Below are 17271 nucleotides of genomic sequence, written 5' to 3' on the forward strand. Positions count from 1 at the left end.
CTAGGAGCCCACTGTGTCTTCAGATAACACCTTCAACGCCCCGCTCTCTGAGGTTGACCCCGAGATTGCTGCAGTACTGCAGGATGAACTCGGACGTCAGCGCGACTTCCTTGAGATGATTGCCTCCGAGAACTTCGTTCCTCGTGCAGTGCTGGAATCTCAGGGTTCTGTCCTCACCAACAAGTACGCGGAAGGCTACCCCGGCAAGCGCTACTACGGTGGTTGCGAATTTGTTGACGTAGCTGAAAGCCTTGCCATTGAGCGCGCAAAGAAGCTGTTTGGTGCTGCCTACGCCAACGTTCAGCCACACTCCGGTGCTACCGCTAACGCCGCTGTTCTGCACGCGATTGCTCAGCCTGGTGACACCATCCTGGGTCTTGAACTAGCTCACGGTGGTCACCTCACCCACGGTATGAAGCTCAACTTCTCCGGCAAGGTTTACAACCCTGTTGCCTACGGAGTTGACCCCGAAACTTTCCTTGTCGACATGGAGGTCGTACGCAAGCTTGCTCACGAGCACAAGCCTGCTGTGATCATCGCGGGATGGTCTGCCTACCCACGCCAGCTCGACTTTGCTGAATTCCGTGCCATCGCTGACGAGGTCGGCGCCAAGCTCTGGGTCGATATGGCTCACTTCGCTGGTTTGGTTGCTGCTGGTCTGCACCCCAACCCCGTTCCTTACGCTGACGTGGTTTCCACCACCGTGCACAAGACCCTGGCAGGTCCTCGCTCCGGTCTGATCCTCAGCCGTGACGAAGAACTGGCAAAGAAGCTCAACTCTGCTGTGTTCCCTGGACAGCAGGGTGGACCACTCATGCACGTCATCGCAGCGAAGGCAACCGCTTTCAAGTTGGCAATGGAACCCGCATTCAAGGACCGCACCGAGCGCACACTCCGTGGTGCACAAATCATTGCTGACCGCCTCACTCAGGCAGACATGAAAGAAGCCGGCGTTGACGTCCTCACCGGTGGAACTCAGGTTCACCTGGTTCTGGTTGACCTGCGTAACTCTCCACTGGATGGCCAGCAGGCAGAAGATGTTCTGCATGCTGCCGGGATTACTGTGAACCGTAACGCTGTTCCCTTCGACCCTCGTCCACCTATGGTGACCTCGGGTCTGCGTATTGGAACCCCTGCATTGGCAACTCGTGGCTTCGGCGACGTAGAGTTCACCGAGGTTGCAGACATCATTGCTGAGGCACTCAAGCCCGGCGCAGATGTGTCTGCACTCAAGGCTCGCGTGAAGGTTCTCACCGAGAAGTTCCCACTGTACCCAGGCCTCGAGCAGTGGTAGCAGTCACTCTCGACGGAAAAGCTACCGCTTCTGCCGTCAAGGGTGAACTCGCACAACGCATCGCAGCACTCAAAGCTCAGGGCATTACTCCTGGCTTGGGAACGCTGCTCGTTGGCGATGACCCTGGATCGCATTCGTATGTCGCGGGGAAGCACCGCGACTGTGCAGAAGTAGGCATCAATTCGATTCGAATTGATTTGCCTGCAACAGCCACTCAAGCTGATGTTGAAGCTGCCATTAGGCAGCTTAACGAAGATCCTGCCGTCACCGGTTACATCGTGCAATTGCCATTGCCCAAGGGCCTCGATGAGCATGCTGCACTGGAACTGATTGACCCTGCCAAGGATGCCGATGGCCTGCACCCTATGAACTTGGGTCGACTGGTTATGGGTATTGAAGGTGAGCTGGCTTCGCCACTTCCGTGCACCCCTGCAGGGATTGTGGAATTACTGAGCCGTTATGGTGTTCCCCTGGCAGGTAAGCATGTCACAGTGGTGGGCCGTGGGCTGACCGTGGGTCGCCCACTGGGACTCTTGCTAACACGCAAGGGCATAGATGCCACGGTGACACTCACTCACTCCCGCACCGTCAACATCGAGGACGACATTCGTCGCGCCGATGTTGTCGTTGCTGCTGTGGGTGTTCCTCACTTCATCAAACCTGAGTGGGTCAAGCCCGGTGCTGCTGTTTTGGACGTGGGAATTACTCGTGTGGAGAATGCAGAAACGGGCAAAGCACAGCTCACCGGCGATGTTGATCCTGCGGTTGCTGAGATTGCTGGTCACTTCTCGCCAAACCCCGGCGGAGTTGGTCCCATGACCAGGGCAATGCTTTTGGCGAATGTGGTGAAGGCTGCGGAGTTAGCTTCCCACTAAAGCCGATCGAGTTCCTTCAGAACTTCGGAAGCTTCAAAGACTCTGTTCCGTTTTCCTGCACTGACCTGTCGGATAATCCCAGCACGTGTCAACTGTTCTAGGGCATTATCCGCGGTCATTGCCGTGCAATTCAGGCGGTGTTGAAGCCAGGTGGAGGTCACGACAGGGTGCCCCAAAAGTACCGGCAACACTTTCCATACGGCCGAATCACTTCTGGTTCCTTGCAGTGCGTTGGTCCATTCATCGAAGAGTAGCTGCAGTCGAGCGTCACAGGACATTGTTCGACTTGCTGCTTGTTCTAACACTCGAGTGAAATACAGGCACCACTCATTCCAGTTTGGATCTCCCACAGCGGGGTGAGTCTGTTGAAGCTGGAATATGTAACTCTTGTTGTCCTCACGAAGTACTCGAGAGAGCGGAATCAGTACCTCTCCGCCCACGGATCGCTGCTGAAGAATCAAGTGAACTAGCGCACGACCAGTTCTGCCATTTCCATCTCCGAAAGGATGAATCATCTCAAACTGAGCATGAGCAATAGCTGCGGTGATCAGCGCTGAGTGCTTCCGAGAATTGATGAATTCAAGTAGATCAGCGATCAGTTCCGGAACCATCTCAGCGGGAGGTCCAACATAACTTGCATGCAGTGGTGACAGGCCACCAATCCAACTCTGAGACTTTCTCAGTGCACCTGCACTTGCTGCGAATTGTGTGTATCTCATCAGCGCGCGGTGAACTTCGAGAATGTGCTCGAGTGTTATTGGTTGCCCTGGATTGCTCTGAGCAGAAGCAACGTTGAGTGCATCAAGGTTTCCCAGAACCTCGTATTCGGAGTTGTGTTGGGTTAGTTGAGTGTGATTCAACTCCCTCAGTTGCTCAATACGCAGAAGTTGTGCCGGTGAAACAGAAACGCCTTCGATGAATGAAGAGGCAACGGCTTCAGATCTCATGACGGCAAGTCCGATCATCTCGGATCGAGCCGTGAAGTGAAGAGTTGTGCCAGCTTCTGCCAAAGCCACGAGCGCATCTTCAACAGCAAGGCTGAGCTCTTGATCGGGCTGGAACTCTAGCTCACTAAGTTTGTTGGGTATGTATCGGGAATATGTTCCCGATTGTCGTTCTTGCCGGTAATAGGCGGTGGGGTCGCCTTCCCAGTATCCCTCAAGAAAACTGCCCACGTGAACCTCATAATATAGTTTAATTACTTAAACTATATTATGTGAGACAGACAATGTCTAGGCTTCTGACGCCTCGGTCTTATAAATCTCTAGGCGCTTGCGGTAGTTGGCCGCATTGTTTCGAACAGCCTCCTGCTCTTCTGGAGTGAGTTCGCGGCGCACCTTCGCTGGCACACCCGCAACAAGTGAACCCGGAGGAACGATGGTTCCTTCCAGCACGAGGGCACCGGCAGCAACTAAAGAACCCTTGCCAATCACGGCACCGTTCATCACGGTCGCATGCATGCCAATGAGGCAATCATCTTCCACCGTGCAGCCGTGAATAACAGCGTTGTGTCCCACAGACACGTTCTTTCCCAGAGTGAGGGGATAACCAGTGTCAACGTGACCGCTGACGTTGTCTTGGATGTTGGAGCCTTCACCAATCACGATCGGTTCGTAGTCCCCACGCAGCACTGCGTTGAACCAGATACCCACGTTGGCATGCAAGGTGACATCGCCGGCCAGGCGACCGCCTGGTGCGATGTAGCACGAGTCGTCTACGACCGGAGTGCCATAGGTGGGAACAGAAATGATCTGGGCATCAGGAGAAGTCATGCACCCAAGCCTAGAAGGTTAACGCCGAGGTGGCGGAGGAAGTTTGGGCCCAATTTCAGGATTGGTTTGTGCATAGTGCCGGGCAGCATTCCAGGCCTGCCATTTACGCAGTGCGCGCCACCAGGCTGCAGACTTGTGCTTCCACGCCTTCGTCAACTCTTTGCCCCACAGCTGCAATACAGCCTCGTCGTTGAAGCCCTGCACGGTTGCGATGGCTGCCTCGCGCATGGCCGTTACTTTTTCAGCAGGGAGCTGCTGCAAGGTGGCAATGGCTTGAGCCATTGCTGTGACATCCCCGTCGGGAATGAGGAAGCCGTTAACCCCATGGGTAATCAGATCACTGGGGCCATAGCGAATATCAAAAGCGATCGGAATACACCCAGCTGCCATACCCTCCAACAACACCAGGGGTGTGCCCTCCGTCTCAGAGGTAATGAGAATAAAGGAAGCTGTCTTTGTCTCTTCCAAAGCCGTGGTGCTGTAACCGTGCAAGGTGGTGTACTCAGCTGCACTGTGCTCAGCCAGTGCAGCCTCGACCTCGGGACGCGTCTCACCTTCGCCATAGACATCCAGGATTAACCCCGAGCCCACCATCAGCTGTGCTCGTGAAGTTGCTTCAATCGCAAGAGGCACACGTTTACGAGGAATAAACGTAGCGACAACGAGTCCCCGGTTCACCGGGCGCTCCACCGTAATCGAAGCAGGATCAGGTAATGGCACCGAGTTGGGAATGACTACCAGGTTGGGGCTTGCCCCCATGACAGCTGTAATGTCCTTGCGCTGACGTTTAGTGAGTGCAGCAACGAGGTCGAAGCCTGGTAACTCACGAATGCTCTTGTGCCGTGCGTCCGAAAGAATGGGGCGGCCATCAGAAGTTGTGCCCTCTATGTGTGCGCCCTGAATGATGTGCACCGTCAGTGCATTACGGCGGCGATAACCCACAAACATTCCCACTGCCGTCTTGCTGTCAATCAAGAAGGTGGTCTGTTGTGAACCAAATCTGCGATCAAGCACCCAGTGATAGAAATCATTCTGGAACTTCCATAACTTGAATGGTTCACCAGAGTGATCACAGAGGATGATGCGGCGACCGCCACGGATTCCGCGCTCGCGGAAGTCCCGGCGGTCGCTGAGCATCAGCGTTCCGTCTGCGCGGTAGTGATCGGTTTGCAAGATGGTGATGTCATCTGCGGCATAGCGGATGCGACTGTAGAGAACACCGTCTCGGTAAAGCTCCTCAAACTCATCACCGTCACCCAGGGGCGTGAAGGCCTCATTGAGTTTGGGTGAGGGTCCTGTAGGTCGTGCAGGAATGTGTTCTGTGCGTAACCAGTCCCAGATGTTCTCAATCGAGACGTCTCCATCGAGACGGCCGAGCTGCCGCATCTGCTCTTCGATTTGGTCATAGTGGGGATAGCTATCGAACGTCAGAACAGTCACATGACCAGCACCGGCCTGGCTCAAGATGCTTGCGCGGTGCAACAGTGTGACGGTGAGCCCACCCGATTCGGGTCGAACACCCCAGGTCACGCTGACGTAGTTCGAGGCAGGGAGGGAAAAACTCACCTGCCTATGTTAGTTCGTTCCCAAGCCGAATGTGACGGCTCGCGACTAACCAGCAAGCTCCGAGGAAACTCACAAGTTACTCTTAACCAGGATTTTCCCCCGCACACCCAATATGAAAAGAGAGTGTTCTCCCGATGGCTAAGTCATCTTTCCTCGCCTCGCTCAAGAAGGCATTCCGTTCCGGCGCAAAGCAGGCCGGTGCAACCGCAGCAGAAGTTGTTGTCAAGGTTGAAGACGTTGCAGCAGATGTGACCGCAGCATCTAAGGATGCCGCTGCCACCATCAAGAAAGACGCAGCAAAGACCACTGCAGCAGTCAAGAAGACTGTTGCTGCAAAGAAGCCAGCTGCTAAGCCAGCAGCAAAGAAGGCTCCCGCTAAGCCAGCAGCTAAGCCTGCTGCTAAGCCAGCAGCGAAGCCTGCTGCAAAGAAGGCTCCTGCCAAGCCAGCTGCGAAGCCAGCTGCTAAGAAGCCAGTTGCTAAAACTGCTGCTGCAAAGCCAGCCACCAAGGTTGCTGCGAAGCCTGTTGCGAAGAAGGCTCCAGCTAAGCCTGCTGCAAAGCCTGCAGCAAAGGCTCCTGCAAAGCCTGCGGCTAAGGCACCAGCTAAAGCAGCTGCAAAGCCTGCTGCAAAGAAGGCTCCTGCCAAGCCAGTAGCCAAGCCAGCTGCCAAGAAGGCACCTGCAACCAAGCCTGCTGCGAAGCCCGTAGCGAAGAAGGCACCTGCTAAGCCCGCTGCGAAGCCTGCAGCTAAGCCAGCAGTCAAGAAGTAACTTCGGTTACTTAACTCAGTCAATGGCACCCTTCGGGGTGCCATTGATCGTTAACAGGGAATACTTGAAGAACTATTCGACTTATCAGTAGTGAATCTCACAAAGGAGAACACAATGCCCGCAGTCACCGCTGATACGTTCACGCTTCCCCACCTGGCTCCTGCCGTGGGTCGAGCTCGTGCCATTAAGTCGGTAACTCGAGGGCCTCAAGCTTTTGAGGGTGACGGTTTCCCTGTGACCCGTGCTTTCGCTGGAGTCTCCTACCAGGACATTGATCCCTTCATTCACATGGACCAGATGGGTGAAGTGGAATACGCACCCTATGAGCCACGTGGTACGTCATGGCACCCCCACCGTGGTTTTGAGACCTTCACGTACATGATCGATGGCACTTTCCAGCACCAAGACAACCACGGCGGTGGTGGCATTATCGAAAACGGTGCGACCCAGTACATGACTGCTGGTTCTGGTGTGCTGCACATCGAAACTCCACCAGATGAACTCGTGATGTCTGGTGGTTTCTTCCATGGCATCCAGTTGTGGATCAACCTGCCGGCAGAAAAGAAGATGACGGCACCGAACTATCAAAACCTTGCCGGTGGAGATGTTGAGTTGCTCTCCAGCCAAGATGGTGGCGCACTCATTCGTGTCATCGCAGGTGAGATTGACGGGCATGTTGGTCCTGGAAAGTCTCAGACACCGATGACCATTGCACACGTCACGTTAGCTCCCGGAGCGTCGGTGTCTATTCCGTGGAACCCAGAGTTCAATGCCCTTGCTTACACCCTCGCTGGTCAAGGATCCGTGGGTGAAGGCGAGCTGGGTGGAAGTGCTGCATTCATTAGCGCTGGAAGCCTCGCTGTCATGGTTGATGGTGATCGTGTTGTTCTCACTGCTGACAAAGTCCAGGACGCGCGCAATGGAGCACTGGATGTTCTCCTGCTTGGTGGTTTGCCCATCAAGGAGACAGTCGTTGCTTATGGACCGTTTGTGATGAACACCAAAGAGGAAGTTATTCAAGCCCTCGAAGACTTCAACTATGGGCGTTTTGGTCAGATTCCTGACGACGCACTTCAGCCATTCCACCACCGGCACTAACTTTCCTGTGCAGGTGCAGGGATAGCCCCGTAAGCTCTCAAGCGAAAGGGGCAACATGGCTCAAACTGATATTCACCCGCACCAGGTCAGTCGATTGTTGCTTTTCTTGGCTGTCTTGGGCCCTGTCCAGTCAGTACTGGGTTGGAGCTTATCCGCTGCCCTCTGGCCCGGCTATGACCCGATAACCCAAACAATTAGTGAATTGGCATCACCGGAATCCCCGGTGAGATATCTCCAGTCAAGCTTTTTTCTCCTAGGTGCACTGATCGACATCATTGTTGCGCTGAAGCTTAAAGTGATAGCCAAACCTGCTCGCGTCTTGTTTTTTCTGGGCGGGCTGGCAACGATTGGGCTCACGATTTTCCCCACCCCGTTGGTTGGCGTCTCAGAGCCTCACAGAGTTTTTGCCACGATTTCGTTTGTGATCTTTTCAATATGGCCAGTCTTTGGCATGCGGTTTGGTCGCCAATGGCCCCCCATCGTTCGACCGCTCGCTTCTATTGTTGGGACGCTCGTTCTTGGAGCTATCGCATTCGCGTTCTTAAGCGTGTGGACGAATCCCGAAATCCACACGGCAGGATTGTGGGAACGAGTCGTCACAACCAGCCAGGCGATCTACCCAGCTCTCGTGATATTCCTGTCCTGGCGGTTCATCAACCGCCAGAACAGCTGAGGTTATTCAGGCACTCCAGAACCTGGACTCTTGGAACTTTCCCTATAGCTGCTGACCTGTTGAGTTAAACACCTTGCGGAGTGTGAAGGCTTCCGGAGTGGGTCCGTGTTCGCGGAGGTGCTGAACTTTCTGTTCTGCTTCGTCCGTCGTTGGGATATGACCTGCAGGAACCCACCACAGTGCAGTCGTTGCCTCGGCAACTTTGTGGAACCATTCGAAACGACGTTTCATCATTTCGACATGTTTGCCCGAATACATAAATTCTTTGAGGGCCTCGATAGATTCCCACTTCGAGAGGTTGACGATGACCCCGGCAGTATCGTGAACATCCCATTCAAAAGCAGAGATAGAGGTTGCATCCCCATCTTCTGTTTGTAGGCGCCAAATGAAGCCAGGTGCCTGATCTGCTTCCGCGTTCACAGGGCCGAGATTGGCGACAAAATCTGCGATTCTGTCGCTCTCCAATGGTTCAATCAACCGAGCAATGTTGACTTGGGCGAGCTCCCACTTTTCCATAGAAATCCCTTCACGGCGGTGTGAAAACTATACAAAGAATCCCTCATCGCATGATGAGGGATTCTGCTGTAGGCCCCGTGGGGATCGAACCCACGACCCTCGGATTAAAAGTCCGATGCTCTAACCAACTGAGCTAGAGGCCCGCCGTGCTTGAAAAGCACGTAACTAGTCTAGAACAGACCAGAAGTGTCTAATTACTCCAGCCCAGCTGGTTGAACAGTTCATAGCTGGTGGGGTCATCTGGCAAGTACCAGTTGAAGCCTTCAAGCGCGAAGACGGCAATGAGGTTGGCCACGATGGTGAATAAGAAGATTCCGATCACTACCCATGCCACCACACGACCAAAGCTCGAGCTAGGTCGAACAGGCAGGAATTCAGTTCCGAAGGTGAGCAGGACACCAGCAAAGACCAACACCACAACGAAGCTGATCAGTGCCCAAGTGTAAAGGTGAAGACCCAGGACGGCTCCGCCGTATCCGGGGTCGCCGGGCATAATGTGCAGCAAGATTTGGCGAATAGACATCGTGGCACCCAGCAGGGCACCCAAGATCGCGAAGCCCAAACCTGTCATGAAGCCAGAAGGGGAGAGCGTTCCACGCAGCGAGTTCACCACGACATAGAGCGCACCCAGTGAAGAGAGCATCATTCCCATGCGCTGGGTGATGCACAGTGGGCAGGGGAATTCGCCCAAACCGAACTGGAAGTAGAACATTGCACCGGAGAGAACTCCGATGTAGGCAAGCATGAATCCGATCTGTGCCCAGAAGCCCAGCTTTCCTAAGAGGATGTGGTGAGGCTTGGTGGGTGGGGAAACAACAACGCGGGTGTCACCAACCACAACAGTGGTGTTGCCGGTTTCGGTCTGCAAGGCAGAGACGTGAATCTCACTCATTAGAAGCTCAAATCTAGAACGCTGGTGACATGGTGTGAGAACAGGAATGCTGTGGCAATAAATGCCACAGCAAAGCCGAGAACGACGACCCAACGCTTTTTGACGAAAATGATGAGAAGTGCCGATACCAGGATGAGGGCGAAGACGATTGTGTCCATATATTCACCCTAGTCTCCGGCAGAATGAATACATGTCTGCGCCCTATCGAAAACCAGCATTGTTTGCTGGCCATGAGTTCAGCGCATTTCAGGGTGGAGATGATCCCGCCGAAGTTTCGGCCATTGCTCATGACACCGCGCGGGCATTGTTATCTCGTGTGCAAGAGGGCGCCTCGGCAGACCTGGTGCAGCGGGTTGTCACTTTCGCCGATGAGAACGGCATCGATACTCTGGCGGAACTGTGGTCCCGCTCCAGCGCACACTCCTTACCCGGTGCACTGTGGCGGATGTACTTAATCAGAGACCTCATTCGTGCCCAGGCACCCCAGATGAGTGTGCTCTTTAGTGAAGGTCTTGAACAGCTCAGCACAGCCGATGTTGTTGTTGCCGGTGCCCCCACCCCAGCGGGTCCAGATGAGATGGTGACGTTAGCCGACACGATTTTGCACGGAGCATTCACCGGTGATTTCAGTGGAGCACTCGATCGTGCAGCAGCGTTTTGTCGAATCGTTTCAGCTGGGTGCACGGCAACAGCCAACGTGTCCGATCTGACGCATCCTGAGCGTGCTGGAACACTCACTCAACAAGCTGCACGATTGACACAAACTGCCCATGAATTGGCTGTGTGTGCCCGGTTGTGGCGTGACCACGCTCTGGACTAATTGCTATTCTTGTTGTGCCGGACCGTAGTAACCCCGGGCTCCAATATTTCGCCGCTGCGAGCGGCCTTCCGCCGAGAGGCGTTCACTACGGTTCGGTATTTTTGTGCCTTCGCACTATAGCAGTGACGAGTGTGTCTCCACGGCAATGATGCCCGAGGAAGGATGTGTTGAGCTGAGGTGCACGATGCTAAAGGCGGCTGTATCGAGCAGACCTGCCTCATCGAGTGCTGATGTGCGAGGGGTGCCCGTTGCGAGTGCAAGCTCTCGAATCACTTGAGGTGCAACAGGCCCGTGAGTGCAGACAATGGCACTCTTGCGCTTGCGGACGATATCTCCCACCACGGAGCGCACATCTGAGGTGCCCCTTTCGTAGGCGTCCTGACTGACCTTCTTTGTGAACTTGACGTCTTCACCAAGTGCTTTGGCGGTGGGGGTGATGGTTTCTTTGCAGCGCACTGCGGTACTTGAAACCAGTCGCTTGGGCTTCCAGGCTGTGATGGTGCGAACAATGCCGTGAGCCTGAGTGAGTCCTCGCTCTGTCAGCGGGCGAGAGGCGTCCTCTCCTCGCCAGTCTGACGGCGAGGTTGCTTTTGCGTGACGCAGGACAACGACAGCAAATGTTTTGGTGACGCCTTCTTTAACGAGCGCAGCGAAGTTGTCGAGAATTTCTTTATCGGGGCCGTAGCTGAGCTCACCGCGTGCGGTAGCAAGGGGCAGCCATTCCAAAGCAGCCACTTCACCATTGGGTACAAACTTAGACTTCTGGATTGCTTTGGTGGTTACTTCCGCAGCCCAGTACTGCACAAACTTATTCTTGCCATTGGGCATGACGTATTCAGTTGCGCCGAGGGGAACACCAAGGGAAACCTTGATGCCAGTTTCTTCACGAATCTCGCGCACAGCTGTTTGGGGAAGAGTTTCACCCGGATCAACCTTGCCCTTAGGCAGAGAGACATCCTTGTGTTCGGTGCGGTGAATGACAAGGACGTGAATATCGTCACCGATGTGACGCCACAGGACAGCACCTGCCGCATAAACCGTGGCGGAAGGCTTGGAACTCATCGGTGTCCTCCGGGGCGACGACGCTTACTAATTTGTTTCATGAGCAGATCTTGCAGATCCACCAAGGTGTTTCCAGCTTCGTCGACAACGTGACGTTTCCAGGAACCATCTGACTCTAGCCACCATGAGCTTGTTGTCTCATCGAGGGCTAAATCAAACAGCTCAGAGAGCTCTGTGATTTGTTCGGGCGCAGATAAGCGAACTAATGCTTCCACGCGACGGTCGAGGTTGCGGTGCATCATGTCGGCGCTACCGATGTAGACCTGGGGGTCACCGTTGTTCTCAAACATGAACACACGAGAGTGCTCGAGGTAGCGACCCAGAATCGAGCGCACGCGAATGTTCTCGCTCAGGCCAGGAACTCCCGCCTTGAGGGAGCAAATACCGCGCACCCACACATCCACTTTCACGCCTGCTTGGCTGGCGAGGTAGAGAGCGTCAATGATTTTCTCATCCACCATCGAGTTGATCTTGATGCGAATGCGGGCAGGTAAACCTGCCTGGGCATTCTTGGTCTCGGCGTTGATGAGTTTGAGCAGACCTTTGCGCAGGTGCAGAGGAGCAACCAACAGACGCTTGAATTTCTTTTCAATCGCATAACCTGACAGCTCGTTGAACAAGCGAGTGAGGTCTTTGCCCACAACAGGATCTGCGGTGAGCAAACCAAAGTCCTCATAGAGCCGGGAGGTCTTGGGATTGTAGTTTCCCGTACCAATGTGGCTGTAGTGCTTGAGCTCACCCTTTTCTTGGCGAATCACCAAAGCAAGCTTGCAGTGGGTCTTCAGTCCCACCAAACCATAAACAACGTGCACGCCGGCTTTTTCTAGCTTGCGCGCCCAGCTGATGTTTGCCTGCTCATCAAAGCGAGCCTTGATCTCTACCAGGGCGAGAACCTGCTTGCCGGCTTCGGCGGCGTTAATGAGTGCCTGAACGATAGGACTGTCACCGCTGGTGCGATACAGCGTCTGCTTAATTGCCAACACGTTGGGGTCAGCAGCTGCCTGCTCAAGGAATGACTGCACGCTGGTTGAGAACGATTCGTAGGGGTGGTGCAACAGCACATCCCCACGGCGAATCGAAGAGAAAATACTCCGAGGCTCATTCGCGTCAGCAGCGGTCAGACCAACAGCAGTGGTGGGAACGTGGGGTGTGTAGTGCAGTTCGGGACGTTTGATTCCCGCAATCTCAAACAGTCCGCCCAGGTTCAGTGGTTCGGGCAGGCGATAGACCTCTTGCTCGGTGATATCGAGTTCTCGAATGAGCAGATCCAAAGTGGTGGGGTCCATCTGCTCCGCTACTTCAAGACGAATAGGGGGACCAAAGCGACGCTTGAGCAGACCCTTTTCCAAAACCTGGATGAGGTCTTCGGTTTCGTCCTCATCAATTTGGACATCCTCGTTACGCGTCACACGGAAGGTGTGGTGCTCCAAGATCTCCATCCCGGGGAAGAGGTCTTGCAATTGGTTTGCAATGAGATCTTCCAATGCGATGTATCGCACGTTAGTGACAGCCTCACGGCTGTCCACGCGCACAAAGCGGGGCAACATCTGGGGAACTTTTAATCGCGCAAACTCTTCGGTTCCGGTCTTGCTGTTACGCACACGAATAGCCAGGTTCAATGACAAACCAGAGATGTAAGGGAAGGGGTGAGCGGGGTCTACTGCCAATGGCATCAACACGGGGAAGATCTGGTCCGTGAAGTAGTCGTGCAGAATGTCGTGATCGGCGGCATCCAGTGAATCCCAGGTCACAATCTGAATACCCGCTTTGGAGAGTGCAGGCTTCACGCTGTTCTGATACACCGCTGCATGGCGCAGTTGAAGTTCGTGAGCTCGGGCAGAGATATCTGCCAGTGCGTCTGCAGGTGCTCGACCAATGTTGGTGGGCACTGCCAGGCCGGTCATGATGCGGCGCTTGAGACCTGCAACGCGCACCATAAAGAATTCATCAAGGTTGCTGGCAAAAATGGCTAAGAAGTTAGCCCGCTCCAGGAGCGGCAGCTTGTGATCTTCGGCCAGTTCTAATACCCGCTGGTTAAAGGCAAGCCAACTGAGTTCGCGATCGAGGAAGCGATCAGAGGGCAACGATTCGGTTGCGACAGCAACGAACTCGTCGAAGTCGTTGTCAACGTCGACATTGTCCGAATCGATTTCGTGCGGGGCCATACATTCATATTGGCACGCGCAGGTGACCGGAAAGAAACTAGGAGGTTACCGAAGAGCGTTCGTGACTCTCATCAGCCACATTGAAGCGGTAGCCAACGTTGCGCACGGTGCCAATTACCTGCTCCATATCGCCCAGTTTGGCGCGCAGGCGACGTACGTGCACGTCTACTGTTCGGGTACCACCAAAGTAGTCATATCCCCACACTTCACTGAGTAACTGTTCACGTGTGAACACTCGTGAAGGATGGGTTGCCAAAAAGCGCAGAAGTTCAAACTCTTTATAGGTCAGATCCAAGGGCTTGTCATGAACCCTCACTGAGTAGGAGGCTTCATCAATGACGATGCCGGAGGCAGAGATACGTGCCTCGGAGGGAGAGTCCTGTTCAGCACGACCAAGAGCTAAACGAATACGAGCATCAACCTCAGCAGGGCCTGCCGTGTCCAGAACAACATCAGTAATACCCCAGTCTGCAGTGACTGCAGCCAGGCCACCCTCGGTGATGATCAGAAGCAGCGGAGAGCTCAAACCGGTGGCGGTGAGAATCTTGCACAGGCTCTTGGCGTTGGCCAGATCAGCACGGGCATCAACCATGACCACATCGCAGTGCGGTGCTGAGACAAGTTGAGCAGGCTCGGCAGGAATGGTTTTGACCGAGTGAGAAAGTAAGCCCAGAGCAGGAAGAACTTCGACGCTAGTGCGCGCAGTGAGAATCAGGATGCTTGCCATGATCATCACCTCGCTTCGGCTTGTAGTTTTATTGTAAACGAGCTGTGTTTCAGTCAGGTTACATACTTCCTCAGTGTGGAATGCGGCATTACCGCTGTAGGCACCTGCCCGGAATAAGATAGGAACATGCTTCTAGCAATTGAACTCTTCTTCATTGGCCTTCTTGGTCTAGCCGGCCTGGCTATCGCCTGGGTTTCTGGCATCGTTGTGTACAAGCTGTTCAAGGGACAGCGCTAAGCGCAGACAATGGCTGACGCATCATCGTCGGCATCCAGCTCACCCCTAGCTGAATTACCTGCTGCCATTGTTGGGAGCACTGGCGTTGCTCGCGCCTATGGCAACACATTTAGTGAGCAGCGCGCACTTTCTACCGGCACAGCACTGGTGGATCTTTCCCACCGCGGGGTTATTCAACTGTCTGGCTCAGAACGGTTGAGCTGGTTGGACTCCCTTCTAAGTCAACGCCTCGACAGCCTCAAAGCTGGACAGAGTTCAGAAGCTTTGCTTCTGGATCCTCATGGTCACCTTCAGCACGCCATGCGCATCCTCGAAGATGGCGAGAACACCTGGCTGTTAGTGGATGAAGACCGTGCTCCAGCTCTGACAGCGTGGCTGATCAAGATGCGCTTCATGAAGCAGGTCGAGATCGTGGATCGGTCTGAGGAACTGGCCACTATTGGCTACTTCGCTGACTCCATTCCTGAACCACTCCAGTCACTCGTGCTCAACCACACCGGAACCCCCGTGGTCTGGCAGGACACCTGGAACCAGGTCAGCGAAGGCGGGTGGCAATATTCCGCAGAACACCCAGCAAGCCAGTGGAACTATGCAGAAGCAGTCATTCCCCGCGAAGCACTCACCACTCTTGCCCAGGCTGCTGCTACCGGTGACGTCATTCTTGCTGGAACCGACGCCCTGGAAGCCCTGCGTATTGCGGCATGGCGTCCGCGCATCACCACCGAGGCAGACGAGAACGCCCTGCCTCACGAATTCGACTGGCTTCGCTCTGCTGTTCACCTCAACAAGGGTTGTTATCGGGGACAAGAAACCGTGGCCAAAGTCCACAACCTAGGCCACCCACCCCGCCGCTTAGTGTTCCTCAGCCTGGACGGTGTTGCCGAAGTGCTTCCTGTAACCGGTGACCCGGTGATGCATGGCGAGAATGAAGTGGGACACATTACCGCCGCAGCACGCCACTATGAAGAAGGCATGATTGCGTTAGCCATCCTCAAACGCAACACCTCCGTCGACGCGATGCTCAATGTGCACTCCCAGGGTGAGGTTATCCCTGCAACACAGGTCGTGATTGTTCCGCCCGAGGCAGGGCGCACAGCAAACGTTCCACGTTTGCCGCGCCTGGGAGCCGTCAAGCGCGAGAGCTAATCTGCTCTCACCGCGTCATAGGCGACCGTTAACTCACCTAAACGCCATCTGGTCTTGCCGCCGGTAATCGGCCAACCGGCATCTTTCATGCTCTGTGCTGTGGCAATCCAACGTTGTGTGGCCCCAAAACTACTCAGGGCGGAATGGGTGAGCCAGAACTTATCCAGAGCGGATAGATAGTCGTGGATGCGCTCGCCTTGGACATTGTGGTGAATAAGGGATTTGGGCAGGCGCTCAGCCACGACCGAGGGTAGTTCGATGGCATCCAGTTTGAGTGCAATGCTCAGTGTTTGTGGTCCAGATTCTTTCACTGCGATCCAACTGGAGATGCGACCAATCTCATCGCAGGTGCCCTCGACCAGGACTCCACCTGGTTGCAGTCGGGAGAGCATGAGATTCCAGGCCGACTGCACCTCGGATTCGTCATATTGGCGCAAGACATTGAACGCTCTAATAATCACCGGTTTTCTATTGCCGGCAACAGGAACTTCGAAACCTCCACGGGCAAAAGAAATGGAGGAAGCAACCCCCTCGGGAACAAGACCAGTGGCTTGCCAGGTGGCAAGTTCCTCGCGCGCGATTGTGACACGTTCAGGGTCAATTTCTAGTCCGAGTACTTCCACATCTGGGCGAACTTTCGCGAGCCTGCTGGCTAATTCAGTGGTTGTTGCCGCACTGGCGCCATAACCTAGGTCAACCACCAAGGGGTCGCTCGTGCTGCGTAGCGCGGGCCAGGTGGAAATCCACCTGTCGACGCGGCGCAGGCGATTGGCGTTGGTTGTCCCACGCGTGATGTTTCCCACGGGCATAGTGACCAGTTAACCACCCAATAAACTGGAGGTATGACGCACACTTTGATTTTGCTCCGACACGGAAACAGTGACTGGAACCAGAAGAACCTCTTCACCGGCTGGGTAGATGTTCGCCTCAGCGAACAAGGCGTTGGAGAAGCCAAGCGCGCAGGTGAACTTCTTGCAGAATCAGGTGTCCTTCCTGACGTTCTTTACACCTCTGTTCTTAGCCGTGCCATCCAGACTGCCAACCTTGCACTGGACACCGCTGACCGCCTCTGGATTCCCGTCAAGCGCAGCTGGCGCCTCAACGAGCGTCACTACGGTGCACTGCAGGGTAAGGACAAGGCTCAGACTCTTGCAGAGTACGGTCCCGAGCAGTTCCAGACCTGGCGCCGCTCCTTTGATGTTCCCCCACCACCCATCTCGGATGACAACGAGTACTCTCAGGTCAACGATCCACGCTATGTCGGCATTGATGGAGAGATTCCTGCAACTGAGTGCCTCAAGGATGTCATTGACCGCATGCTTCCTTATTGGGAGTCTGACATCACCAAGGACCTCGCTGCAGGCAAGACCGTGCTTGTCACTGCACACGGTAACTCTCTGCGTGCCCTCGTGAAGCACCTTGATGGAATCTCTGATGAGGACATCGCAGAACTCAACATTCCTACCGGTATTCCTCTGGTGTACAAGCTGGACGAGAACTTCCGTCCACTTGGCCCAGCAGAATATCTTGACCCAGAAGCTGCCGCAGCAGGAGCTGCTGCTGTTGCTGCACAGGGAAACAAAAAGTAGAACTTCAACGCCGAAGTTTTCTTCAATACCAGGCGGCTTTGTGCCGTTGATCACCACATCACCAGAAAT

General features: G+C 54.7%; 18 protein-coding genes and 1 tRNA gene. 8 read left to right on the forward strand and 11 right to left on the reverse strand.

Annotated elements, in window-relative coordinates:
• Positions 1 to 13: 13 nt before the first annotated feature.
• The gene (gene glyA, locus AINA4_RS01355) at positions 14 to 1294 is read left to right on the forward strand and encodes a serine hydroxymethyltransferase (RefSeq protein ID WP_281787186.1); all 1281 of its coding nucleotides are present in this window, start codon (positions 14 to 16) and stop codon (positions 1292 to 1294) included.
• Positions 1288 to 2169: a bifunctional methylenetetrahydrofolate dehydrogenase/methenyltetrahydrofolate cyclohydrolase gene (locus tag AINA4_RS01360; RefSeq protein ID WP_281787187.1), complete on the forward strand. Its 882-nt coding sequence runs from the start codon at positions 1288 to 1290 to the stop codon at positions 2167 to 2169. The genes glyA and AINA4_RS01360 overlap by 7 nt, the downstream gene beginning before the upstream one ends.
• Here AINA4_RS01360 and AINA4_RS01365 read toward each other — a convergent pair.
• Genes AINA4_RS01365 through AINA4_RS01375 form a run of 3 tightly spaced genes read right to left on the reverse strand, consistent with a single transcriptional unit; the run spans position 2166 to position 5507 of the window.
• Complete coding sequence (locus AINA4_RS01365; protein WP_281787188.1) at positions 2166 to 3344, reverse strand: Fic family protein; 1179 nt, start codon at positions 3342 to 3344, stop codon at positions 2166 to 2168. The genes AINA4_RS01360 and AINA4_RS01365 overlap by 4 nt on opposite strands.
• A 57-nt stretch (positions 3345 to 3401) precedes the next feature.
• Entirely contained in the window at positions 3402 to 3941 is a 540-nt protein-coding gene (locus AINA4_RS01370; protein ID WP_281787189.1) for a gamma carbonic anhydrase family protein, read from the reverse strand.
• An 18-nt stretch (positions 3942 to 3959) separates the two neighbouring features.
• Entirely contained in the window at positions 3960 to 5507 is a 1548-nt protein-coding gene (locus AINA4_RS01375) for a glycosyltransferase (protein WP_281787190.1), read from the reverse strand.
• Between the two features lie 134 nt (positions 5508 to 5641).
• Here AINA4_RS01375 and AINA4_RS01380 point away from each other — a divergent pair, with 134 nt between their 5' ends.
• The 3 genes from AINA4_RS01380 to AINA4_RS01390 all read left to right on the forward strand — a co-directional run bounded on the left by AINA4_RS01380 (position 5642) and on the right by AINA4_RS01390 (position 8048).
• Positions 5642 to 6277, forward strand: coding sequence for a hypothetical protein (locus AINA4_RS01380; protein WP_281787191.1), 636 nt, complete (start codon positions 5642 to 5644; stop codon positions 6275 to 6277).
• Between the two features lie 114 nt (positions 6278 to 6391).
• Positions 6392 to 7375, forward strand: coding sequence for a pirin family protein (locus tag AINA4_RS01385; RefSeq protein ID WP_281787192.1), 984 nt, complete (start codon positions 6392 to 6394; stop codon positions 7373 to 7375).
• Positions 7376 to 7430: 55 nt separating this feature from the next.
• On the forward strand, positions 7431 to 8048 hold the full coding sequence (locus AINA4_RS01390; RefSeq protein ID WP_281787193.1) for a DUF998 domain-containing protein: 618 nt from the start codon (positions 7431 to 7433) through the stop codon (positions 8046 to 8048).
• A 42-nt stretch (positions 8049 to 8090) separates the two neighbouring features.
• Here AINA4_RS01390 and AINA4_RS01395 read toward each other — a convergent pair whose 3' ends face one another.
• The 4 genes from AINA4_RS01395 to AINA4_RS01410 all read right to left on the reverse strand — a co-directional run bounded on the left by AINA4_RS01395 (position 8091) and on the right by AINA4_RS01410 (position 9614).
• A complete protein-coding gene (locus AINA4_RS01395; protein WP_281787194.1) occupies positions 8091 to 8564 on the reverse strand; it encodes a DUF3291 domain-containing protein in 474 nt (157 codons plus the stop codon).
• Positions 8565 to 8633: 69 nt separating this feature from the next.
• Positions 8634 to 8707 (reverse strand) — tRNA-Lys (locus tag AINA4_RS01400).
• Positions 8708 to 8754: 47 nt separating this feature from the next.
• The gene (locus AINA4_RS01405) at positions 8755 to 9456 is read right to left on the reverse strand and encodes a disulfide bond formation protein B (RefSeq protein WP_281787195.1); all 702 of its coding nucleotides are present in this window, start codon (positions 9454 to 9456) and stop codon (positions 8755 to 8757) included.
• Complete coding sequence (locus AINA4_RS01410; protein ID WP_281787196.1) at positions 9456 to 9614, reverse strand: DUF5993 family protein; 159 nt, start codon at positions 9612 to 9614, stop codon at positions 9456 to 9458. The genes AINA4_RS01405 and AINA4_RS01410 overlap by 1 nt, the downstream gene beginning before the upstream one ends.
• A gap of 32 nt (positions 9615 to 9646) precedes the next feature.
• On the opposite strand from AINA4_RS01410, the gene AINA4_RS01415 reads away from it, so the two are divergent.
• Entirely contained in the window at positions 9647 to 10276 is a 630-nt protein-coding gene (locus AINA4_RS01415) for a DNA-directed RNA polymerase subunit beta (protein ID WP_281787197.1), read from the forward strand.
• Positions 10277 to 10390: 114 nt separating this feature from the next.
• Here the strand turns inward: AINA4_RS01415 and AINA4_RS01420 are convergent, their stop codons facing one another.
• From AINA4_RS01420 to AINA4_RS01430, 3 genes are read right to left on the reverse strand one after another with little or no spacing between them, the layout of a single operon-like run.
• Positions 10391 to 11338 carry an NUDIX domain-containing protein gene (locus AINA4_RS01420; RefSeq protein WP_281787198.1) on the reverse strand — a complete coding sequence of 316 codons (948 nt, stop codon included), beginning with the start codon at positions 11336 to 11338 and terminating at the stop codon, positions 10391 to 10393.
• Positions 11335 to 13503, reverse strand: coding sequence for an RNA degradosome polyphosphate kinase (locus tag AINA4_RS01425; RefSeq protein ID WP_281787199.1), 2169 nt, complete (start codon positions 13501 to 13503; stop codon positions 11335 to 11337). Before AINA4_RS01425 ends, AINA4_RS01420 begins: the two co-directional genes overlap by 4 nt.
• A gap of 37 nt (positions 13504 to 13540) precedes the next feature.
• Positions 13541 to 14230 (reverse strand): response regulator transcription factor, encoded by a 690-nt coding sequence (locus tag AINA4_RS01430; RefSeq protein ID WP_281787200.1) that lies wholly within the window; start codon positions 14228 to 14230, stop codon positions 13541 to 13543.
• Positions 14231 to 14476: 246 nt separating this feature from the next.
• Here AINA4_RS01430 and AINA4_RS01435 point away from each other — a divergent pair, with 246 nt between their 5' ends.
• Positions 14477 to 15613, forward strand: coding sequence for a glycine cleavage T C-terminal barrel domain-containing protein (locus AINA4_RS01435; RefSeq protein WP_281787201.1), 1137 nt, complete (start codon positions 14477 to 14479; stop codon positions 15611 to 15613).
• Here the strand turns inward: AINA4_RS01435 and AINA4_RS01440 are convergent.
• Positions 15610 to 16422, reverse strand: a complete 813-nt coding sequence (locus AINA4_RS01440) for a class I SAM-dependent methyltransferase (protein ID WP_281787202.1) — start codon at positions 16420 to 16422, stop codon at positions 15610 to 15612. The two genes, AINA4_RS01435 and AINA4_RS01440, sit on opposite strands and share 4 nt — an antisense overlap.
• Positions 16423 to 16455: 33 nt before the next feature.
• Here AINA4_RS01440 and AINA4_RS01445 point away from each other — a divergent pair, with 33 nt between their 5' ends.
• Entirely contained in the window at positions 16456 to 17202 is a 747-nt protein-coding gene (locus AINA4_RS01445) for a phosphoglyceromutase (RefSeq protein ID WP_281787203.1), read from the forward strand.
• Positions 17203 to 17271 lie beyond the last annotated feature (69 nt).

Source organism: Aurantimicrobium sp. INA4 (genome assembly GCF_027924525.1).
Classification (GTDB): Bacteria; Actinomycetota; Actinomycetes; order Actinomycetales; family Microbacteriaceae; genus Aurantimicrobium.